The organism is Saccharopolyspora halophila, assembly GCF_039531955.1.
Taxonomy (GTDB): Bacteria; Actinomycetota; Actinomycetes; order Mycobacteriales; family Pseudonocardiaceae; genus Saccharopolyspora; species Saccharopolyspora halophila.
The window spans coordinates 367,683-389,738 of sequence record NZ_BAAARA010000004.1 but is presented as its reverse complement, the minus strand read 5'-3'; the positions used below and the strand labels follow the sequence as shown (position 1 = coordinate 389,738).

At 68.5% G+C, this 22,056-nt stretch carries 18 protein-coding genes and 1 tRNA gene; 6 read left to right on the top strand and 13 right to left on the bottom strand.

Going from position 1 to position 22,056, the window contains the following annotated elements; all coding sequences use genetic code 11:
* The first annotated feature begins 30 nt into the window (after positions 1-30).
* Both ABD289_RS09360 and ABD289_RS09355 read left to right on the top strand, forming a co-directional pair.
* Positions 31-672 carry an ABC transporter ATP-binding protein gene (locus tag ABD289_RS09360; RefSeq protein WP_344128835.1) on the top strand — a complete coding sequence of 214 codons (642 nt, stop codon included), beginning with the start codon at positions 31-33 and terminating at the stop codon, positions 670-672.
* Complete coding sequence (locus ABD289_RS09355; protein WP_344128833.1) at positions 669-2,690, top strand: YhgE/Pip family protein; 2,022 nt, start codon at positions 669-671, stop codon at positions 2,688-2,690. Before ABD289_RS09360 ends, ABD289_RS09355 begins: the two co-directional genes overlap by 4 nt.
* 249 nt (positions 2,691-2,939) lie before the next feature.
* Here the strand turns inward: ABD289_RS09355 and ABD289_RS09350 are convergent, their stop codons facing one another.
* Entirely contained in the window at positions 2,940-3,347 is a 408-nt protein-coding gene (locus ABD289_RS09350; protein ID WP_344128831.1) for a VOC family protein, read from the bottom strand.
* A gap of 267 nt (positions 3,348-3,614) precedes the next feature.
* Positions 3,615-6,260, bottom strand: a complete 2,646-nt coding sequence (polA, locus tag ABD289_RS09345) for a DNA polymerase I (protein ID WP_425564636.1) — start codon at positions 6,258-6,260, stop codon at positions 3,615-3,617.
* Between the two features lie 136 nt (positions 6,261-6,396).
* On the opposite strand from polA, the gene ABD289_RS09340 reads away from it, so the two are divergent.
* Positions 6,397-6,816 (top strand): PaaI family thioesterase, encoded by a 420-nt coding sequence (locus tag ABD289_RS09340; RefSeq protein ID WP_344129201.1) that lies wholly within the window; start codon positions 6,397-6,399, stop codon positions 6,814-6,816.
* A 250-nt stretch (positions 6,817-7,066) separates the two neighbouring features.
* Here ABD289_RS09340 and ABD289_RS09335 read toward each other — a convergent pair whose 3' ends face one another.
* From ABD289_RS09335 to ABD289_RS09315, 5 genes are all read right to left on the bottom strand, one after another.
* Complete coding sequence (locus tag ABD289_RS09335) at positions 7,067-7,678, bottom strand: ANTAR domain-containing response regulator (protein WP_344128827.1); 612 nt, start codon at positions 7,676-7,678, stop codon at positions 7,067-7,069.
* A gap of 84 nt (positions 7,679-7,762) precedes the next feature.
* On the bottom strand, positions 7,763-8,095 hold the full coding sequence (locus ABD289_RS09330) for a hypothetical protein (RefSeq protein ID WP_344128825.1): 333 nt from the start codon (positions 8,093-8,095) through the stop codon (positions 7,763-7,765).
* A gap of 86 nt (positions 8,096-8,181) precedes the next feature.
* On the bottom strand, positions 8,182-9,684 hold the full coding sequence (locus ABD289_RS09325; protein WP_344129199.1) for an ABC1 kinase family protein: 1,503 nt from the start codon (positions 9,682-9,684) through the stop codon (positions 8,182-8,184).
* Between the two features lie 31 nt (positions 9,685-9,715).
* A complete protein-coding gene (locus tag ABD289_RS09320) occupies positions 9,716-10,069 on the bottom strand; it encodes a hypothetical protein (RefSeq protein WP_344128823.1) in 354 nt (117 codons plus the stop codon).
* A gap of 55 nt (positions 10,070-10,124) precedes the next feature.
* Positions 10,125-11,183 (bottom strand): polyprenyl synthetase family protein, encoded by a 1,059-nt coding sequence (locus tag ABD289_RS09315; protein WP_344128821.1) that lies wholly within the window; start codon positions 11,181-11,183, stop codon positions 10,125-10,127.
* 366 nt (positions 11,184-11,549) lie between these two features.
* Here ABD289_RS09315 and ABD289_RS09310 point away from each other — a divergent pair, with 366 nt between their 5' ends.
* Together ABD289_RS09310 and ABD289_RS09305 are read left to right on the top strand one after the other, a co-directional pair.
* Entirely contained in the window at positions 11,550-12,617 is a 1,068-nt protein-coding gene (locus ABD289_RS09310) for a terpene synthase family protein (protein WP_344128819.1), read from the top strand.
* Between the two features lie 269 nt (positions 12,618-12,886).
* Positions 12,887-12,959: transfer RNA gene (locus ABD289_RS09305), tRNA-Leu, on the top strand.
* Positions 12,960-13,278: 319 nt separating this feature from the next.
* Here the strand turns inward: ABD289_RS09305 and ABD289_RS09300 are convergent.
* On the bottom strand, positions 13,279-17,508 hold the full coding sequence (locus ABD289_RS09300) for a DUF6531 domain-containing protein (protein ID WP_344128817.1): 4,230 nt from the start codon (positions 17,506-17,508) through the stop codon (positions 13,279-13,281).
* On the opposite strand from ABD289_RS09300, the gene ABD289_RS09295 reads away from it, so the two are divergent.
* Positions 17,476-18,051, top strand: a complete 576-nt coding sequence (locus ABD289_RS09295; RefSeq protein WP_344128815.1) for a hypothetical protein — start codon at positions 17,476-17,478, stop codon at positions 18,049-18,051. The two genes, ABD289_RS09300 and ABD289_RS09295, sit on opposite strands and share 33 nt — an antisense overlap.
* Before the next feature lie 6 nt (positions 18,052-18,057).
* Here the strand turns inward: ABD289_RS09295 and ABD289_RS09290 are convergent, their stop codons facing one another.
* The 5 genes from ABD289_RS09290 to ABD289_RS09270 are packed head-to-tail and all read right to left on the bottom strand — an operon-like array spanning position 18,058 to position 21,886.
* Positions 18,058-18,642, bottom strand: coding sequence for a YbaB/EbfC family nucleoid-associated protein (locus ABD289_RS09290; protein ID WP_344128813.1), 585 nt, complete (start codon positions 18,640-18,642; stop codon positions 18,058-18,060).
* A 55-nt stretch (positions 18,643-18,697) separates the two neighbouring features.
* A complete protein-coding gene (locus ABD289_RS09285) occupies positions 18,698-19,111 on the bottom strand; it encodes a type VII secretion target (RefSeq protein ID WP_344128811.1) in 414 nt (137 codons plus the stop codon).
* Positions 19,112-19,136: 25 nt separating this feature from the next.
* Positions 19,137-19,895: an ESX secretion-associated protein EspG gene (locus ABD289_RS09280; protein WP_344128809.1), complete on the bottom strand. Its 759-nt coding sequence runs from the start codon at positions 19,893-19,895 to the stop codon at positions 19,137-19,139.
* Positions 19,892-21,454, bottom strand: a complete 1,563-nt coding sequence (locus ABD289_RS09275; RefSeq protein ID WP_344128807.1) for a WXG100-like domain-containing protein — start codon at positions 21,452-21,454, stop codon at positions 19,892-19,894. The genes ABD289_RS09280 and ABD289_RS09275 overlap by 4 nt, the downstream gene beginning before the upstream one ends.
* Before the next feature lie 33 nt (positions 21,455-21,487).
* Positions 21,488-21,886, bottom strand: coding sequence for an RNA-binding protein (locus tag ABD289_RS09270; protein ID WP_344128804.1), 399 nt, complete (start codon positions 21,884-21,886; stop codon positions 21,488-21,490).
* Positions 21,887-22,056: the final 170 nt, after the last annotated feature.

The window sequence follows — 22,056 nt, the reverse complement described above, 5'->3', positions numbered from 1 at the left end:
GCCGGAGGCCGTGAGGATCGAGGAGAAGGCGTGGAGATCGTCGCCACCGGCGTCGAGGTCAACGGCGCGCACGGACCCCTGCTGCCCCCAACGTCGCTGCACGTCGAATCCGGGCGAACCCTGCTGGTGACCGGGGATTCCGACACCGCTCGCACCGCACTCGCACTGGCGCTGTCCGGACGGATCAAACCGTCCGCGGGCAACGTGCGGCTCGACGACAGCGGCGATGGGGCCGCGCTGCGCCGCTCGGTCGCCGTCGTCGACGCTCCCCAGATCACCGCTCCCGACGACGCGTTGCAGGTGCGCGACGTCGTCGCGGAGGGCCTGTCCATGGCCGGGCGCGGCTCGACGCGCCGCAAGGCCCGCTCCTGGATCGACGAGCGCGAACTACCGCCCACCGAGCGGATCGAGAACCTGCCCGCCCACCAGCGCACTCGGTTGCTGATCGAACTGGCCTGCGCCGCAAGGGGTGTCCGCGCACTGGTGCTGGACTCCCCGGACCGGCACGGCGGCCGACCGCAGCACTGGTACGAGCACGCCACCGCGCAGGCCGAGCGCGGTCTCGCGGTGGTCGTGCTCTGCTCCCCGCACTCCGCCGATGCGCTGGGCGCTGCCGCCACCCGCATCGGCGTCGACGACAACGAAACCTCGGTCACTGAAGGTGCTCGATGACTAGTCTCCGGCTGGCCGCCACCGAACTGCGGCGGCTCACCTCGGGCAAGCTGCCCAAACTCGCGCTGCTGGCGGTCACGCTGGTCCCGCTGCTCTACGGCGCGATGTACATCTACGCCAACTGGGACCCCTACGGCGAGCTCGACTCGGTGCCCGCCGCGGTGGTCGTCGACGACGCGGGCGCGGAGCAGGACGACGGCACGCGGCTCAACGCCGGTCAGGACGTCCGCGAGAAGCTGCACGACTCCGGCACGTTCCAGTGGACCGCCACCGACCTGCGACGCGCGCAGGAAGGCGTGGCCAACGGCGACTACACCTTCGCGCTGGTGGTCCCGAAGGACTTCTCCGCCGCGCTGGTCTCCCCCGCCGACTTCACGCCGCGGCAGGCCAAGCTGCGGCTGATCACCAACGACGCGAACAACTACCTGGTGGGCACCATCGCCGACAAGCTCGCGGGCGAGGTCAAGGCCGGGGTCGCCGAGAACGCGGGCACCAACGCGGCCGAGCAGTTCCTGCTGGGCTTCTCCACGGTGCACGACCAGACGGTGCAGGCCGCCGACGGCGCCGGAGAGCTCGCCGACGGCGCCGACCGGCTGCACAACGGCCTCGGCGACGCGCGCCAGGGCGGTAACCAGCTGGCCGACGGCGCGCACGAACTCGTCGACGGCCAGCGCAGGCTCGCCTCCGGGACGAACCGCCTCGCCGACGGCACCGGGGAGCTGCGCGACGGCCTCGACGAACTGCGCTCCTCCACCGCGCAGCTGCCCGAGCAGACCGAGCGGCTGGCCGACGGAGCGGAGAAGGTCGCGCAGGGCAACGAGGAACTGGCCCAGCGCGCCGAACTGCTCGGCGGCTTCTCCCAGGACGTGGTGGACAACCTCGACGAGACCAAGGCGCAAACGGCCGAGCAGCTGCGCCTCGCCGGCGTCGACGAGAAGACCGTGCAGACCGTCGTGGACAACCTCGACCGGCTCAACAGCCCGGTCACCGAAGCCAACGGCAAGGTGCAGAACCAGGTGGGCCAGCTGCGCGCGCTGGCCGACGGCGCGCGCCAGGTCGCCGACGGCAACCGCCAGCTGGCCGACGCGGCACCGCAGATGACCAACGGCATCGATCAGCTCGCCGACGGCGCCGCGCAGGTCGACGACGGCGCGACGCAGCTGAGCGACGGCCAGCAGCAGGCGCTCAGCGGCACGCAACGGCTGGCCTCCGGCGCCGACGAGCTCGTCGGCGGCACCCAGCAGCTCTACAACGGCTCCGGCGAACTCGCCGACGGCTCCGACACCCTGGCGAACAAGCTGGACGAGGGCGCCGAGCAGATCCCCAACCCGGACGACCCGACCCGCGAGGCCACCGCCAAGACCATCGGCAACCCGGTCGCGGTGGACACCCGCGCGCAGGTCGACGCCGGCACCTACGGGGCCGGGCTGGCGCCGTTCTTCATGGGACTGGCGCTGTGGGTCGGCGGGTTCGTGCTGTTCCTCCTGATGCGCCCGCTGTCCAACCGCGCGCTGGCCAACGGGGTCGCCTCGTGGCGGGTGGCGCTGGGCGGCTGGCTCCCCGCGGCGACGGTCGGGCTGGTCCAGGCCGTGCTGCTGTTCGCGGTGGTGGTCTTCGGCATCGGGGTCCACCCGGCGAACCCGTGGGGCACGCTCGGGTTCTTGATCCTGACCTCGTTCGCGTTCACCGCGCTGGTGCACGCGCTCAACGCGGCCTTCGGCCCGCGCGGCAAGTTCATCGCCCTGGTGGTGCTGATCCTGCAGCTGGTCACGGCGGGCGGAACGTTCCCGTGGCAGACCATCCCGGAGCCGCTGCACCCGCTGCACCAGGTGCTGCCGCTGAGCTACGTGGTCACCGGGCTGCGCCACCTGATCTACGGCGGTACCGCGGCACCGATCGAACAAGCGGTGGCGGTGCTGGCCGCCTACCTGGCCGCCTCGCTGCTGCTGAGCACCATCGCCGCGTGGCGCCAGCGGGTCTGGACCCCCGCCCGGCTCAAACCGGAGCTGTCGCTGTAGGGCGAACGCAACGGGCCCCGCTGCGGCGCAGCGGGGCCCGCATGCCGTCGGCGCAACCTCAGCCGCCCTCGGACTCCCTCAGGGGTCCGTGGCCGCTGTTTCGAGCGCGGGCCTCAACCCGCACCGCCGCGGGTTCTGACGCGTCGAGCGGCGAGGACAGCCGCGACGCCGCGCGGCGCTGCTCGAGGAGCGGATCCCGCAGCCCACGACGCGTCAGGTTCCGCCACCGGCGCCGACGCGCAAGCCCATCTACTTGGCCGGGACCGCGACCTCGTCGTCGTACTTGGCGATCTCGATGAGGTTGCCGTCGGGATCGCGCACGTAGAGCGAGGTGATCGGGCCGAGCGATCCGGTCCGCACGACCGGGCCCTCCTCGATCCGGACCTCGTTGTTGCGCAGGACTTCCTGGACATCGGACAGCGGGTTGTTCGTGACGAAGCACAGGTTCGCCGAACCGGGCACCGGATGGGTAGCGGTGGGCTCGACGAGTTCGCTCGCCGCGTGCAGCTTGATCGTCTTGCCGCCGAAGCGCACCGCCCGACGTTCCCCGGGAAACGTCATCGGCTCCATACCGAGGACCTGCGTGTAGAACTCCACTGCCCGATCCACATCGGCGACGGTGAGGACCAAATGGTCGACTCGGTCGATGCTGATCATGCTCCTCCTCGGGGTCGGCGCGGGGAAGTTTCGAGGCCCGCGCCCGTCATGCGCCCCGCCTGACCAGGCCCGCCACACGGACGAGCACGCTCGGCCGGAGCGCGTAGCGCAGGTTATCCGCACCTGTGCTCGCTGCGGAACGCCGGGTCCTACCGACGGTGATGTTCACCATCGCAGGACCCGGCAGCAGGCGGGGAAGCTTTCCGCAGGTTCGTGATCGAGCCGAAACGCACCGGCGCGCGTGACCACTCGGTCACCCGCAGTGCCTCAGTGCGCGGCGGCGTCCCAGGAACGACCGACGCCGACCGAGACCTCGAGCGGAACGTCCAACGAGTACGCCGAGGCCATCTTCTCGCGCACCAGCTTCTCGACCACGTCGCGCTCGCCCTCGGCGACCTCGATGATCAGCTCGTCGTGCACCTGCAGCAGCGTCCGCGAGCGCAGGCCTTCGCCGTGCAGCGCCTCGTTCACGCCGAGCATCGCGACCTTGATGATGTCGGCCGCGCTGCCCTGGATCGGCGCGTTGAGCGCCATCCGCTCGGCCATCTCGCGGCGCTGCCGGTTGTCGCTGAGCAAGTCCGGGAGGTAGCGGCGCCTGCCGAGGATGGTGGAGGTGTAGCCGTCCTTCCGGGCCCGGTCGACGACCTCGTGCAGGTAGTCCCGCACCCGGCCGAAGCGCGAGAAGTAGGCGTCCATCTGGGCCTTGGCCTCCTCGGCGGAGATGCGCAGCTGCTGCGCCAGCCCGTAGGCCGAGAGCCCGTAGGCCAGGCCGTAGGACATCGCCTTGACCCGGCGGCGCAGCTCCTGGTCGACCTCGTCGATCGGCACGCCGAAGGCGCGGGAGGCGACGTAGTTGTGCAGGTCCTCGCCGGTGTTGAAGGCCTCGATGAGCCCCTCGTCGCCGGACAGGTGCGCCATGATGCGCATCTCGATCTGGCTGTAGTCGGCGGTCATCAGCTCCTGGTAGCCCTCGCCGACGACGAACACCTCGCGGATCCGGCGGCCTTCCTCGGTGCGGATCGGGATGTTCTGCAGGTTCGGTTCGGTCGAGGACAACCGGCCGGTGGCCGCGATGGTCTGGTTGAACGTGGTGTGGATCCGCCCGTCTTCGGCGATGGCCTTCTCCAGACCCTCCACAGTGGTCTTCAACCGGGTCGCGTCGCGGTGCTCGAGCAGGTGCTGCAGGAACGGGTGCTCGGTCTTCTCGAACAGCGTCTGCAGCGCCTCGGCGTCGGTGGTGTAGCCGGTCTTGGTGCGCTTGGTCTTGGGCATCTCGAGCTCGTCGAAGAGCACCACCTGCAGCTGCTTCGGCGAGCCGAGGTTGATCTCCTTGCCGATGACCGAGTAGGCCTCCTGCGCGGCCTGCTTGACCCGCCCGGCGAAGTGCGAGCCCAGTTCGGCCAGCTGCTCGGCGTCGACCGCGATGCCCGCGCTCTCGAGCTCGGCGAGCACCCGCAGCAGCGGCAGCTCCAGGTCGGTCAGCAGCTCGAGGCTCTCGATGCGCCGCAGCTCGACGTCGAGCGCGTCGGCGAGCTCGGCGATCGCCCGGGCCTTGACCAGGTCCGCGGCGGCGGCCTTCTCCTTGGTCTCGGTGGCGTCCTCCAGCAGCGAGAGCTGACCGTCGTCGCCGTCGGACTCGGCGCGCAGCTCGCGCTGCAGGTAGCGCACCACCAGATCGGGCAGCTCGAAGGAGCGCTGCCCCGGCCGGACCAGGTAGGCGGCCAGCGCCGTGTCGCTGGTCAGGCCCTCGATGCGCCAGCCCCGGTCGCGGATGGCGTGCAGCTGACCCTTCACGTCGTGCGCCGCCTTGGGCGCCGAGGCGTCGGCCAGCCACTCGGCCAGGGCCCGCTCGTCGGCGTCGGTCAGCTCGGCGACGTCGACGAACGCACCGGCTCCGCCGGCGGTCGCCAGTGCGATGCCGGTCAGGTCGCCCGCGCCGCGGGCCCACTGCCCGGTGCAGGACATCCCCACCCGGACACCACCGCGCGCGTGCTCGTCCAGCCAGGCCGCCAGCTCGCCCGCGACGACGACCCCGCCGGTGATCTCGAAGCCCTCCTCGACCTCGGGCTCGGCGGTGGACAGGCTGGCGAACAGGCGATCGCGCAGCACCCGGAACTCCAGGTCGTCGAACAGCCGGTGCACCGCGTCGCGATCCCAGGACTGCACGGCCAGGTCGTCCGGAGCCGATTCCAGCTCCACGTCGCGCACCAGCTCGGTGAGCTCGCGGTTGAGCAGCACCGAGGAGAGGTGCTCGCGCAGGTTCTCGCCCGCCTTGCCCTTGACCTCGTCCACGCGGTCGACCAGGTCGGCCAGCGAGCCGAACTGCTGGATCCACTTGGTGACCGTCTTCTCGCCCACCCCGGGGATCTTCGGCAGGTTGTCCGACGGGTCGCCGCGCAGCGCCGCGAAGTCCGGGTACTGCTGCGGGCTCAGCCCGTACTTGTCCTGCACCGCCTGCGGCGTGAACCGGGTCAGCTCGGAGACGCCCTTGGTCGGGTAGAGCACGGTCACGTCGTCGGTGACCAGCTGCAGCGAGTCCCGGTCCCCGGTACAGATGGACACCTTGTAACCGCCCGCGCTGGCCTGGGTCGCCAGGGTCGCGATGATGTCGTCGGCCTCGTAGTTGTCCTTGCTCAGCACCGGGATGTTCAGCGCGCCCAGGATCTCCTGGATGAGGCTGACCTGGCCCTGGAACTCATCCGGCGTCTTGCTGCGGTTGGCCTTGTACTCGGCGAAGGCCTCGCTGCGGAAGGTCTTGCGGGAGATGTCGAAGGCGACCGCGAGGTGGGTCGGCTGTTCGTCGCGCAGCAGGTTGATCAGCATCGAGGTGAAGCCGTAAACCGCGTTGGTGTGCTGCCCGGTGCCGGTTTGGAAGTTCTCCTTCGGCAGGGCGTAGAAGGCGCGGTAGGCCATCGAGTGGCCGTCGATCAACAGCAGGCGTCGGTCCTCGGAATGCGTCACGGCCGCGAGTTTAGGCTGAAGCTCCGACAGACCTGACCGGAGGCGACGGGGAGGACCCGCAGTGGCGACTGCCAACGAGAACGGCGCTGTGACCAGCGGCGACGACGAGCTCCAGAAGCTGCTGGAGGCCACCGACGAACAGCTGGCGGCCAAACTCGGCATCGAGATCGTCGAATACACCCACGATCGAGTGGTAGCGACCATGCCGGTGGCGGGCAATCGCCAGCCCTACGGGCTGCTGCACGGCGGCGCGAACGCGGCCCTGGCCGAGCAGGCGGGCTCGATCGCGGCCGCGCTCGGCGCCGGAGAAGGACGCATCGCGGTCGGCCTGGAGCTGGCCTGCACCCACCACCGCGCCGCCACCGACGGCACGGTCACCGCCGTGGCCACCCCGCTGCACCAGGGCCGGTCCACGGCCACCTACGACATCGAGATCACCGACGCCGCGGGCCGCCGCACCTGCTCGGCCCGCCTGACCTGCCTGCTGCGAGACCAGCCCCCGAAGTGAGGGGCCTCACAGCACGCGGCGGAGCCGGTGCGGGACTCAGCGGGCGTCGCTGCGGGGTATCGCGGACAGCCGCAGCGCCGCGCAGGTGGCTGCTCGAGTCGCGGATCCCGCGGCCCGGCGACGTCCGAGGTTCCGCTCCCGGCACCGCCACGCAAACCCCAGACCGAAAGATCTCCAGCGAGCAGGGCCGGAAAGAAAACAAGGCGGGTGCCCGGCCGGGCGCCCGCCTCGATTCTCGTCGATCAGACCGTCACGACAGGTTGTCCAGGACCGCCTGAGCCACGGCCTTCATGGTCGTGCGGCGGTCCATCGCGGTGCGCTGCAACCAGCGGAAGGACTCGGGCTCGCTGAGGTTGTGCTTGCTCATCAGCAGGCCCTTGGCGCGCTCGATCGTCTTGCGCGCCTCGAGGCGCTCGGAGAGGTCGGCGACCTCGGACTCCAGCGCCTGCACCTCGGTGAACCGGGACACCGCCAGCTCGATGGCCGGCACCAGGTCGCGCTTGGCGAAGGGCTTGACCAGGTAGGCCATCGCCCCGGCGTCACGCGCCCGCTCCACCAGATCGCGCTGGCTGAAGGCGGTCAGAATGACCACCGGCGCAATGCGCTCACCAGCGATGTTCGAAGCGGCCTCGATGCCGTCCATCTTCGGCATCTTGATGTCCAGAATCACCAGATCAGGTCGCAGCTCCTCGGCGAGCCGGACGGCCTCCTGGCCATCACCGGCCTCACCGACGACCTCATAGCCCTCTTCGCGGAGCATCTCCACGAGATCCAGCCTGATCAACGCCTCGTCCTCGGCCACGAGTACGCGACGTTCGACGGGCTTGGCCTCGCGTGTGTCCTCGGCAGCCGGCGTCGTCACCGGGATCCTCCAGTAAAACTCGGGGTCCGCCGATGCGGTTTGCATCGGAAACCGCAGCTTACCGGTAGTGACTTCACGCCGAGGTTAATACATGACGTGACCATCGCGACATCCGCCGAGCCGCGCGCCGCAGTACGCCACCAGCCCTGATCGAACCACCTGTGCGCTGCGCGGAAACGGCGCGGTTCTGCTGCGAAGACGATCAAGAAGAGAATCACACCCGGTGTGATCCGCACCCACCGCGTCGCAGCCGGTGCAACGCACCGCCAGCACAACACGCCCACCGGCGCGGACGACGCGACGCGGCGGGCCGCCGGTCGAACGACCAACCGCCAGCGGCCACACGAAACGGAACGTACCCGTTTCACGAATCCGAAACTCTCTTTCGCAGATCGCAAAACGAGGCAGCCAGAACATTTCGCGCTCTCCCCGAAACCGGGTGCATCCCGCGCCCGGGTTCCCGCCGACGAATGCCACGGGCTCGGCTCACGACGGGTGGCGGATCAACGCGGCCGATTGCGGCGGTGGTGCAGCCACAACGCCGCCCCGCCCAGAGCGACCAGCGAAGGCGGCACCTGGAACCGGTTCTCCTGCGACGCGTTCCGATCGCCCGTGCGCACGGACAGCTCGCGGTTGGCCAGATCTCTCAGCACTGTGCGCAGCTGGCCGGGCACGACGTCGAGATCGAGCATCAGTTCCGTTGCCACGCGCGCCACGCGGGTGGTGGAGCACTGCTCGCGCGCGAGCGCGGTCATGATGCCGCGCATCTGGTCGTGGAACACGTCGGTGATCGACAGCTCGGGCGCGACGCAGCGCACCGAACCCTCGATGTTGGCGAACGCCTTGCCCAGAACGGAGATCACCGGGTTCGTCTTGATCCCGCGCTTGGTCGACCGCTCGAGCACGCTGGTCAGAGTCACCCCGAAATCCAGCTCCTCCAGCGAAGCGGAGGCGATCTTCGGGGTGAGCGCGGCCATGTCCGACATGAACGCCGGCACGTCGGCCCACTCCGTCGCGTAGCCCAGCTCGATCCAGGACTTCGCCAGCGCCTGCCCGTCGTTCTCGGCGAGGTTGAGCAGCACCAGCATGATCTTCAAGCTGGTGCTGCGGTCGAGGCGGCCGACCATGCCCCAATCGATCAGGGAAGCCGGGGCACCGGGCTGCACGAAGATGTTGCCGGGGTGCGGGTCGGCGTGGAACACCCGGTTCACGAAGAAGCCGTGGTAGGTGAACGCCAGCAGGTCCTTCCCGATCGCGGTGCGCTCCTGCACCGGCATCGCCGCCCGGTCCACGTGCCGGATCGACCGGCCCGGAGCGAGGGTCTGCACGAGCACGCGCTCGCTCGACCAGACGACCTCGGGCACCGACAGGTGCTGGAAGTCCCGGACCGCCCGGCGGGCCTCCTCCATGTGCGAGGCCTCGACGTTGAAGTCGAGTTCCGGGCGCATGGCATCGAAGAGCACCCCCAGCATCGCCTCGACGTCGACCACCGAGTGAAACCGGGGGGCGCACTTGCCGATCATCCGCGCGGCACGGCGCATCATCCGCATGTCCTCGAGGACCATGCCCTTGATGCCCGGACGCTGGATCTTGATCACGGCCGGATCGCCGTTGCGCAGCGTTGCGCCGTAGACCTGCGCGAGGGAGGCAACACCCAGCGGTTCCAGCAGTTCGACGTGCTGGAACCGCTCCTTCCAGTCCGGTCCGAGCTCGTCCTCGAGCACGGGTTCAAAGGTGCTGAACGGAGCCGGGGACACCCGATCGTGCAGCTTCTCCAGCTCCACCATCACCGCTGGGGGAACGATGTCCGGGCGCGTCGAGAGCATCTGCCCGAGCTTGACGTAGAACGGACCCAAGCGTTCCAAACCGAGCCGCACGTCGCGGGCCCGGAGCTGCTCCCGCGCGAGCCCGGACGCGTCCGAGGTGTCGCGCGCCTCGAAGGCGCGCGTGAACTCGTTCTTGAACAGACCGGAGAGAACCTCGGTCACCAGCTTGAGCCGCTGCACGCCCAAGGTCGCTCCGTCCGATCCACAGTGTTCACGACTTCTTGCCGGTGGCGGCTCTGGTGACCTTCTGGCCCGCTTCCGACGCCGCACCGGCGGCTCCGGCGGCGCCCGCGGCCTCGCCGACGCCCGGGACGTTCTGCAGCGCGTTCACCAGCGTGTTGACCGTGTCGGTCAGCTCCGCGATCTGCTTGGGCAGCGTTGCCACGGCCGCCGCGTTCTCGGCCGCGCCGGTGGCGGCATCGGCCACCGAGCTCCCGGCCGCGCGCGCGGACTCCGCGGAACCGCCGTCCACGCCGTCCCGATCGAGGATCTCGTCGAACGCCTGCTTGGCGTCGTCGGCGACGTTGCCGACGAAGTCCTTCAACGTGTCCTTCACACTACTCATGACACCGAACCTTCCCTTCTCCGTTCCACTTCATCCACCACAGTGGACACTTCGGTCACCGGGCGCGGTGCGCGCACCGCCCGGCCAGTTCGGTCAACGCGGCCTCCGCCCACGGCGGCAGCGCCAACGCCCCGAGCGCGCTCACCGCGCGCTCGCGCCGGCTGCTGATCATCGCCTCGACCTCGGAGTCTGCCGCCGTGGACCGGATGATCTCGCGCAGCCGCTGCGCTTCACCGGTGTCCAGATCGGCCGAGCCGTGCAGGCGCCGGATCACGGCGCGCTGGCTCGCGTCGGCGCGTTGCCACGTCAAGCGCATCAGCACCGTCCACTTCCCGGCGCGCAGGTCGTCGTCGCTGGGCTTGCCGGTCGTGGCTTCGCTTCCGAAGACGCCGAGCAAGTCGTCGCGCAGCTGGAACGCCTCGCCGAGCGGATCGCCGAACTCCGCGCACCTCGCCACGACCTCCTCGTCCGCCCCGGAGAGCACCGCGCCCAGCTGCAGCGGACGCGTCACGGTGTAGGCGGCGGTCTTCTGCCGCACCACTCGCCAAGCGCCCTCGAGCTCATCACCGGCGGCCACGGGGTCCAGGTCCAGGTACTGCCCCGCCATGATCTCGGTGCGCATGGTGTTCAGAACGGAACGAGCCGCGTGCAGCCGTTCGGGGGCGACCCCGGCACCGTGCAGGAGTTCGTCCGACCACACCAGGCACAGGTCGCCGAGCAGGATCGCCGCGCTCACCCCGAAGTGCGCGGCATCGCCTCCCGGCGCCCGACGAGCCAGCACGCGGTGCACGGCCGGTTGGCCGCGCCTCGTGTCCGAGGAATCCATGACGTCGTCGTGGATCAGCGCGAACGCGTGGAACAGCTCCAGGGACGCGCCGATCCGGACCGCGGCGGGATCGCCGCGGTCGCCACCACCCGCCGCCCAACCGCACGCGGAGAACAACGGGCGCAACCGCTTTCCGCCGGCGAGAAAGTCCCGCACGATCTCGACCAGCGGCGGAACGCACTCGTCCGGGGCTTTCCGCGCCTGCTCGCCCAGGAAGCGGTCCAGGGCCTCATCGATCTCCGCGCGCAGCTCGCCGAGCACGGGCTCCGCCGAAGCTCCCGGCGACACCGGACCCGCCTCCGATCGCACTGCTCCCCCACCGGGCATGATCCCTCCGCCTCGTTCGCCCATCTTGCGGATATCGGGATAGCGGAGATCGCTCCCGCCGCAGTCGACCGCGCCGAGCCTAACAACTGGTGATCGTCGCCCGACACGCTTTCACCCGCACACGTTTTTGCACGATCGCGTAATCATGATCACGAGTTCGGATCTTGACATCCCTCTATTCGAAGGAATTCAGATGGAATGCTTGCTGCGCGAACTTCCGGTTTGATACGCAGTTGAGCCGATCAAGATCGACGCATCAGTCCTCGTGCACTGTCGCGGGGTGCAGGCGAACACGGCATATCGCTCAATCCGAAACGAGGAGCCTTCGTGACCACAGCCAGGACGAAATTCGCCCTGCCGCCGTTCTACTGCCCCGTTGATCCGGCAGTCCACCCGGAGGTCGACGCTATCGAAAAGCGAGCGATCGCCTGGATCGACGAACTGGAAATGTACGAGGACAGCAAGCGTCGCCGCCACGTTCTGAAAACCAACAGCGCTGAATTCATCTCGAGATTCTCGCCGGAAGGAACCGCCGAGAACGTGCTGCTGGCGGCGAAGTGGGTCTACTGGGGTTTCGCCTTCGATGACGTGCGGTGCGACGACGGCCCGCTGAGCGAGCATCCCGATGCGTTCGTCGAGATGGCGGGCCGCGTGCAGCGCGTCCTCGAGGCTCCGCAGAGCCTCGACGCACCCGAGGACCCCTACCTGCGCGCGCTGCACGACATCGGCTCGTCGCTGCGTCGCCAGGCGACCCCCACCCAGGTGCGCAGGTTCATCGACGCGCACCGGGCGTGGCTGCACGGCGTCGCCTGGCAGGTCGGGAACCAGGCGCGGGGCATCATGCCCTCGCTGAACGACTACCTCGCCATGCGCCTCGGCAGCTGCGGCGGCTTCCCGACCATGGCGCTGCTCGAAATCGCCAACGCCGCAGAGGTTCCCGCCGACGAGATGGACCACCCGGCAGTGCGCGCGGCGAGCGAGTCCGCCATCCTCACCGCCGGCCTGGACAACGACCTGCACTCCTACCGCCGGGAGCAGCAGCACCGGCACGCGGATCAGAACATCATCTCCGTCCTCGTCCGCCACGAGGACCACTCGATCGACACGGCGCTCATCGAAGCCGTGCGCCTGCGCGACCGCATCATGCACGTCCACCTGCGCCTGAGCGAACAACTGCTACCCGGCGCGAGCCCGCAGCTGCGCACCTACCTCACCAGCCTCAGAGCAGGCATCCGCGGCAACATCGACTGGGCCCTGCGCGTGCCGCGCTACAGCACCGACCACGAGCCGGCGGTCGACGCCCACCCGGGCTTCAGCGAGACGCCCGCAGACCCCGACCCCACCGCACCACCGATCCCGGCCATCAAGTGGTGGTGGGACGAACTCCACGGCTAGCCAGGTGACGCGGACTGCGAAGCCAGTTGCTCCGGTCCGCCCCGGATCCCCGCACTGCACCCCAAACGGCGCGGCACCCGAGCAACTGCGAGGGAGAGCGCCGTCGAACATGGATTCGCCTTCCGGCGGTTGGCGTGGAACCGCACACCGCTAGCGCGCGGTTCCACGCCAACCGCCTCGACGTTCCCGGCCGAGGAGGCCTGAACAGGGACGGCGGTCATACCCCCTCCCGCGGGGTGATCAGCGGTCACGTATGCTGACAACAGCCAGCCCCCGTAGCCCAACGGCAGAGGCAGCGGACTCAAAATCCGTCCAGTGTGCGTTCGAATCGCACCGGGGGCACGTACAGCATCCTCACAACCTTGTTGGGGTCGTGAGCTGCGGATATCGGGGCGAATCAAAATCGCCCGAAAGCGTCGTTCACAGGCGGGTGAAGCCTGATCACCAGCGATTCTTTCCCATCGATTGGGACTGCCCAGGGTTTGCTTGACGCTCTAAAACCTCGAGATGTTCCGTCGCTCATCAGGGACATCATCAGCGGCGCGGTCGCCGGGCCACACGCACAGCCGGCGAGTCGGTATCGATGAGGACGATGCGGTGCCGTCCGCAGGCGCAGTGCTGGTAGACGACCACGCCGTGAGGATGCGGTGCGAATCTGGCGCTACTTGTAGGTGCTCCCGTAAGCCTTGTTCCAGTCGCTCGTCTTGTCGAAGCCCGGGTAGCAGTGGTAGCTCACGTTGTTGGAACCACCGCTGAAATCACCAGCCACCTGGTAGCGGACGCCGTCCACGCTGTTGTTGGGGCGGATGCCCCCCTCCACGAGCTTTCCGTCATTGGTCAAGAAGCCGTCGTGGCGGATGATGTCGGCCTGCTTCTGTGCCGTGATCTCATCCTTCAGGGCATCTCCAGACCTCCTGTCAGCGGCCTGGATCTCGTCATAACCGGCCTCGCCGCGCTGATAGCGCTGCCAGACTTCCTCCCTGTGCATCTTGGCTTCCAAACGAGCGTCGCCAGCTTCCTTGACCTTCTCCAGGTTCTCCTGCCGCTTGATATCCGCGATCTCCGCGGCATTCTTCGAGAAGTGCTCTTTGTGCGTCTGCTCGGTGATGTGCTCCGGGAACTTCGTAGCACCGCCGTTGCTTACGTTCTTGTTGTCCATGCCGGAGATGAACTGGCCCTTGCCCTGGTGCTTGTTCTGGTGGGCTTCGATTTCAACGTCGTACTTCTTCCCGTTGACCTCGTGCGAGTTCAGGTACTTCTCCTTGGCGGGCCCCGACCCCTGCGGCGTTTCCTTGCTGCTGCCGCCCTTGTTCTTCGCTCCCTGGCCGCCATTTCCGGTCTGCTTGGCGTTGCCCGCAGGACCGTGACCAATGCCGGGCTTCTTCGGCATCAAGCCGAGCGGGTCCGCCTCGCTGTTCGGGTTCGTGACGTAGGCGATGGGATTCGGGGCCGGGGCCAATCCCAGCGGGTCCTGGCTGAGATAGCGACCGGTGGCTGGATCGTAGTAGCGGTAGACGTTGTAGTTCAGACGGGATTCCAAGTCCGCGTACTGCCCGGGGAACCGAAGCGGTGTGCTGGCCACGGCCTGCGGGTTGGGAAGTTCCCTGCCCCACAGGCTTGTGCGGCGCTGCCAGGCCACCATTCCGCCCGGGCCGACCAGTTCGGTCGGCGTCCCCAACGGGTCGGTGACGACCAGGTGGAACCGTTCCTGCACGTCGACATCACGCTCGAGCTGAGCGACGGGCACCTCACCGTCCGGATGATGCGCCCAGGTCGTCACCACCCGACGGCCGTTGGCATCGGTGTGCACCTGCTCGATCAGCGTTCCGCCGTCCCAGACGAAGTCGACCTGCTCGGCGACCGCGGATGTGTTCGGGACCAGCCGTTGCTTGGCGATCCGCCGACCGACCGGGTCGTAGCGGTAGCGCCAGACGACGCCGTCCGGGGTGGTCACCGCGACCAGCCGGTCATAGGAATCCCATTCATAACGCCAGTTCCGGCCGGGATTTTCGGTGCGCTGCACCAGCCGTCCCTGCGGGTCGTGCTGGAAGTTCACCGATCCGGCGGCGATCAGGCGGTTTCCCGCGTAGCGGCGCAGGCCGCTTTCCACATCACCTAAGCCCTCCGTGGCGACGACGTTGCCAAGTCCGTCGTAACTGTAGCTTTCCCTCCGGTCCGGCCGGATTACCTCGACGACACGGCCGGACGGGTCGATCTGGTAGCGAATGCTGCCGGCGACTCCGTCATCCGTGCCGATCAGTTCACCATCGGGGCGGTAGTGGTACTGCCGTTGCAGCGCGGGCTGCCCCGCGCACCCCGCGACCTCCTGCGAAGTGAGCCGCTGTTCGGTGTCGTAGGACTGGACGAGGGCCACTGCACCGTCCATCGCCCGTTTGATCTGCAGGCCAGCGGCGTCGTAGACGAAGTCCAGCGAATGCCCTCCGAAAGACAGCCTCACCGCCCGGCCGTTCTCGTCATAGGTCCAGGCACTCGCCACGCCGGACGGTGTCCGCCGCCGGATCACGCCGCTGTTGCTGTCGTAATCGAACGTGACCGTCCGGCCGTTGATCTTCTCCTCGACGATCCGGCTCTGGTCGTCTCGCACGAACTCCAGCACGGCATCGTCGTTCGCCGCTCGCACGAGGTCGCCGACAGGCGAGTAGGAATAGGTGGTGGTGCCGGACGGAGCACGCCACTCGACCAGGTTGCCGAGCTCGTCGTAGAGGTACTCGGTTTGTTCCCCGGCACCGTTGACCGAGCGCACGATCTGCCCGGCGGCGTCATAGGTGAAGCGCAGCACCCTACCGTCGAAGTCGTGCTCCTCGACCACTCTGCCCGCGAGGTCGTGGACATACCGCCAAGTCTGACCCTGCGGGTTCGTGACGGAGGTCAGCCGCCGCTCGGTGTCGTAGGTGCGCGTCGTGCGGGCACCAGTCTCGTCGATGCGGACCAGCGGGGTCTCGAACGGGCCGTACTCGGTGGCGTTCACCCCGCCCAGCTCGTCGACCTGTGCGATCTCGTTGCCTTCGGGGTCGTAGCGCCACTGTGTCCGATTGCCAAGCGAGTCGACGCGCCAGGATCGGTGCCCGTCCACCGTCCAGCCGAGCTGGATCCGGCCGCCAGGCGGCGGATGCTCCTCCCGTGGGCGGCCGAACAGATCCAGCGGCCGCGGACCCGTGGGTTCCCTCTCGACGCCTGCCGGATCGGTGGCCGGATCGGCCGATTCGGCCCGGTCCGACCGGAGACTGTCGAGATCGAGTTCGGGTACTGCGCCGACGTTCCCACCGAACGGGTCCAGCGGTTTGTCGTAACTACGGGTCCAGGACCGCTGATCGTCCTTCACCGTGATCGACTCGACGAAGCCGGCGTCGTTGAGGAACAGCCGGACGACACTGCCGTCCGGGCGTGTGATCCACCTCGCCCGCCCCTGACTGTCGTAGTGGTAGTGCGTGGTCCGCCCCAGCGGGTCGGTGCGGGACAGGAGATGGCCGAAACGGTCCCACTCGGAGCGAGTGGTGTTGCCCAGCGCATCCGTCTCCCGGACGATACGACCCCTGTCGTCGAACTCGAGTTCCTTGATGCCGCCCAAGGAATTCTTGTACGTGGTGACATTTCCGTCGTAGGTGAACACGGAGTCGAAGAAACCGTCGGGCCCCACTGTCCGGACAACACGACCGTTCTCCGCGTAGACGTAGCGGAACCAGAAGCCGTTGCGGTCCTGCCACTCGTTGAGTCGGCCCGCGTCGTCGTACAGGTACTTCAGCGCCTTGCCCGAGGAGTTGATGACCTCGGCAAGTCGGCCCTCGTCGTCGTAGCCGTACTTCCTGACCAGCACATTGAGATCGTTGTCCGGGTCGACGACACGAATGGCCGTGACTCGCTCGTTCTCGCTGTCGATCTCCACGCGGTACCCGTCGGAGTGCTGCAACGCCTTGGGCGGGCCAAACCGGCGGTGCTCGACATCGACCCGACGACCTTCGGCACCCTCGACCGCGTACAACGGCAGCACCCAGTCGTACTCGCCCAGCCGATGGAAGTGCAGGACCTCGTCCTCCAGCGGCTTCTCAAGGCTGTACCCGCCGTCCTCGCGAATGCGCAAGGGCCAGCGCGGACCCTCGATCGGAAGCACGTCCTCGCCTACCGACGGCAACGGATAGACCAAGAGCATGCCGTCCGGCGAGAAGTAGCAGACGTGCTCATCGTCGACTTCCAGTCGCTGGTCCAGCGTCGACGACCAAGCAAGACCGAACCAGCGGCCAGCGCTGTAGGACGAGACGTACATCCGCTCCAGCACCAGGCTCAGCGGGTTGAGAATCTCCAAGTCGGTCTCGACCATCACCATCTCGCCGGTGGAAAGGTCCACCGGCTCCGTGCTGTCACAGGGGCGATCTTCCGACCGGGTCGCGCACCTTTCCGGATTCTCCGGCTTGTTGTTGGGCCGATCCGCGTTCTGCGTGTTGGACTGCCCCGCGCTCTGTGACCTGGTTCCCGCCGGTCCTGGTGAGCCGGCGCCGTCGCCCTTGCCGCCTTCGTCCTTGGGTCCGCCGCCCGTGCCGCCGTTTCCGCCGTGCCCATCGCCCTTCGACCCGGAACCTTCAGCGTTCTGCGCGTTCGTCGAGGCCGGGCCGTCGGACTTGCTGTTGTCGGCCTTGATCTTGTCGAGGGCCTTCTTGGTGTCACCGAAGGAATCGCCGAGCTTCTTGAGCATGGGCGAGAGCTTCTTCATCGCCTGGATGAGCTTGGTGGTGATGTCGGCGATCTTGGCTGCGACCTTGGCGACCTCGGCGACGACCTGCGGCACCACCCACGCCAGGGCGATGCCCAGGGTGCAGACCACCTGCAGCGCCCAGCTGATCAGGTGGCCGACGAGTTCGGCGATGATGTCGCGCACCAGCGTGCGCACCGCCGCGACGACTTCGCCGGCGGTGCCGATGCCGTCCGCTGCGCCGTCGGCGGCGGACTTGGCCGCGGCGATCAGGTTCGCGGTGTCCTCGCTGCGCTTGCGGTAGGCGTCGCCGGCATCGCCCAGCCAGCTGGCGGTGTCGGCCTTGACCAGGTCTTTCATCTCGGTGTTGATGGCTTCGAGCTCGGCCGAGACGTTCTTCCACGTCTCCGAGTGAGCCTTGATCTCGTCCGGATCGCCGGTCAGCGAGTCCAGGGCGTCCGAGACCGGCCCGACGTGCTCGATCAACCATCCGACACCGGCGGAGAAGATCGCGCCGAACGGGTCCAGCGCCGTGCCCAGCGCGTCCAGTCCGGTCCCGACCGCGCCCAGGACGCCTGCGGCCCAATCACCGGACTCGATCGCCTTCTGCGTGTCGGCGACCGACTCCGCGATCTGGATACCGCTGAACGACTGCGTCGAGTCCTCGCGCTGAGCCACCAACGGATTCGTCACTACAACCCCCAGAACAAGCCAGCAGAAATCAGGTAGGAGAACTCAGTCGCGCAGCGGGTCGAAGTCCGGGCCGAACTCGTCGTCGTCCTCGTCTTCGAAGTGCGGTCGCCTCGGCTTCGCCGGAGGTGCCGTCGGGGCTGCCGGAGCGGCGGGCGGGGCCGGGGTTTCATCCTCTTCGGCGGGGCCGTCCCACTTCGAGGAGGTCTCCTCCTCGACCTCGTCCTCCGGCTCCGGGAACCGCTCGCGCAGGTTGTCCAGCATCATCGAGCGGGTCTGCTGGTCCTCGTCGCCGAGGGTCGCGGCCATGGTCTCGCCGACCTTGCCGGCGATGTCGGCCTGCGCGCGGTGCATCGTCGACAGGATCTGCGCGGCGAGCTCGTTCGGCGGCATCGAGCGGACCTTGTCGGTGAACTCCAGGTCGGTCACGCTGCCGTCGGCGCGCACCGTCACCTTGATGCGCCCGTCCGGGCTGCTGGCCGACAGCCGCAGCTGCTCGGTTTGCGCCTGAACTTCCTGGTACCGCTGGGCTTTTTCGGCGAATCCCTGCGCCCACTGCTGGATGCGACGTTCCGCTTCATCCGGGTCGGCCCCGGCGACCGCGAATCCCCCCGAGCTCTGGCCCGTCATCGCACAACCTCCGTCGAAATCTCGAAATCCTCGGTGTTCGGTGTGAATCGACCGGTCAGGCCGGTGTGCCGCGCTCCGGCTCCACCACCGGAGTCCCCTGCTGCTGCGGGGTTCCCACCGGCGGGACGCCGCGCAGCGCCACGGCCGACCGGTTCACCTTGACCGCCTCGTCGAACGACTTGAGCGAATCGGCGTTGGCGTCATCGGTGTCCAGGTAGTCCTTGGCGGTGGAGCGCACGTTGTCGGCCGTGACGGTGATGCCTTCCTTGGCCGCCTTCAGCGCGTTCATCCCTTCCTCTTCCACCGGGTTGACGATGGGAGGCAGGAAGGAGCACAGCAGCCCGTAGGCCTCGTCGGACATGCTCACGGCTCGAGCCGCCGAGATCGCGGTGTCCAGCCGGTCGGTCAGGCCGTCCAGGTGGCTGGCGTGCGCGGTCAGGTCTTCGGCCTGGACGTTGAACGACGTCATGGGTTCCCCCAGCTTCCTCGTGTGTTCATGCGACCGCGGTCACGACGTCGGCGAGGCGGTGTTCGATCTTCTTGTTGTCGGCCGGCGTGATGCTGAGCCAGAGTCCCTGGCTGACCATCAGGTAGCGGCCTTGGTGGGTGTCGAACCAGGTCACGAGTGTTGTGGAGCGGCGTGTACCGCGTGAAACGCCGAACTGCCCGCCTGCTCGGCGGTTGTTGGCGAGTTCGAGCACGGTCGCCGCGTCCTGCGGTGACAACCCGGCCTTGATCAGGGTGACGTCTTCTTCCACGTCACCGCCGAAGGGATCGTCGTCGTCCTCTTCGAGGGCTTTCGACAGCGCTTCGGCCGGAATCGAGATCGCCAGCTGCTGGCCCGCTTCGCCCGGCGGCAGCACGCCGACGGCGGACAGGGCCAACGCGGTGGGGCGGATCTCGGTCAGCCGCAGTTCGTCACCCACCAGCTGCGCGAGCACTCCGCTGCGCCGTGCGACGGCGGCGAGGGCGCGAATGGGCTGGTCGCGGTGTCCGATCACGTCCACCGACGTGTCGTGGTCGACCATCAGCCGCAGCAGGTCCGCGAGTCTCGGGGCGAGGTCGCGCTCGCTGGCGAGTCCGCGACGTGCCAGCGAGCGGAAGGTCTCGGCGGTGAGTTCCGCCCGTTCCCGCGTCGTGGCGCCGAGGCTCGGGACCTCCAGCGGGTACGGGATCTTCCCGAGCCCGAGTTCGGACCAGACCAGGTCGAATTCGGCCGCGGAGAGCACGAAGTCCGGGTCCGGGTTCGTCATTCCTCGCTCTTTTTCTTCTTCTTGCCCTCGCCGATCACCGGCGGCGGGAGGTCCTTGCCCGGAACCTCGACGACGGGACCGCCTTCGACGTACTTGGCCTTGTGCGCCTCGTCCTCGCTGCCCTGACCGCCGCGGTTGCCCATCGGACCGCCGCCCATCATGCCGCCGGCGCCGCCTGTCGGGGCCTGTCCCGGAACGGCTCCGCCGCCCTGGACCGGGCCGGCTCCGCCGTGGTCACCGGTGGGCGTCCCACCGATGCCGGACGTGCCGCCGGGCGTGATGTTGCCGCCGGGTGCACCTCCGGACGGCATCGGCGGCGGTGTCGCGCCCAGACCACCCGCGGCGCCGGGGGACTCGCCGGCCGCCTTCGTCTGGCTGATCGGCGGGGTCTCGCCGTTCGGGCCTGTGATGTCCGGAATCGGGGGGATCTGCCCGCCCCAGTTCCGGTTGCCGTCGCGGTCTTTCCGCTTGCCGGGACGTCGTCCACCCGGCCCGAAGGTGGTCCCGTCCGGTCCTTGGTGCGGCCGCAGCTTCTGGGTCTTCTCGGTCTGGCCGTCGCCGCCGCCCTGGAACGGGGTCGCGTTCTGCGCGGTGGTGTTCTTGGGCTCGTGGTCCTCCGGCGACGGCGTCTGGTTCGGGCCGCTGCTCGCGGGTTTGACCGGATTCGCCCGGATCGTCGGAGAATCCATCGAGTTCGGGCTGCCGATCTTCGGGACCTGCATCTTCGTCGTCGGCGCGTTGGCCCCGGCGCGACCGGTCTGCGCCGCCAACGACATGCCGTCCGGCCCGACCCCAGCGGGTCCGGTTTGCGCGGCCAGCGGCGGAGCCGTCGGTTGCTGACCGGCCGGTGCGGATGCGGGCCTGGTCATCTTCTGAGTCGCCTCGGCTCCACCGCCCGCGGACTGCTGCTGGGTCGGCGCTTCGCCCGGCCCGTTGGCCTCCGCCGCGGCGACCGACTGGACAGTCTTGCGGGGTTTCAGTTCCTCGATGGGGTCCGGCGGGAGCGTGAAGCGTGGAGTGTCGCCGTCGATGACGCGGGAGGACTCCTCCATTCGCGTCATCACCCGCACGGCCTGCTCGTGGGCGCTGGACGAACGCTCCTGGTTGGCGCGCAGGTCTCCCATCGCCCTGGTGAAGGACTCCAGGTCACCGGTGGCGAAGGTCAGCGCGGCGATCGTGTGGATTTCCTTGGCGCCCTTGACCGGCTCGGGCATCTCGGCCTTCGCGGTCTCCATGACGCGGCCCTGCTCCGAAACGCGATCTGCCAGCGCACCAGCGGATTCCCCGGCGTCGCGGCTCCAGTTCGCCAGCTTCTCGATCGCCGATCGCGCGGCGTCAGCGGCTTCGCCCTGCCAGCCCGATTCGGTGGCGCGGAGCTGCTCGGACATCCGGTCGGCGGACTCGGCCATCGCGCGGCTCAGCTTGGTCCACTCGTCGGCGAGCTGACCGACGTGGCCAGGATCGTTCTCGATGTGCACGGCGTCGTAGAGCTCGCGGTGGCTGCGCGATGCCCAGTTCTGCGTCTCCACCAACGCGAGGTCGGGTGAGTCCTGCGGCATGTTCTCTTCTCCTCGGCCCGGGTGCCAGGCGGATCAGATGAGCTTCTGGAAGGCGTCCGCGACGTGCTGGTCGGTCTCCCGGTAGGTGCGCATCGCGCTCTCGATCGCGTCTCGCGCGTCCACGAGGACGTCCCGGTAGCGCGTCAGAACCGCGACCAGCGAGTGCTCGCCGCCTTCGGCCCTGCTCGCGAACTTCTCCGCCATCGCCGTGCCCACCGGGTTCTGCCCCAGCGGCGCCCGGCGGGCGAGGTCGTGCGCTTGCGACAACCAGGAGTCGACCGAGTTCAAGCGCTCGTCCAGGGCGGAGCGGATCGACTCGCCCGCCTCCGGATCCAGCTTCAGGTCCAACGACTCCACGGCATCGCGCATGGCGACCACCGAAGCCGTCGATTCGGCGAGCGACTGAGACGCCTGCTCGTCAGGCTTGTTCATCTCTCCCCCGAAAAACAAGGACAACGGCCCCTATCGGATGGCCGGTCACCAACATCCCCCACCGCACAACACTTACCAGACGACGCGAACGGCGGGCCGTGCTGGACGCATCGTGATCACTTGTTTACCTCGGCGCCGAAAAATGTGACGAGAAAGACGACCAGCGGAAG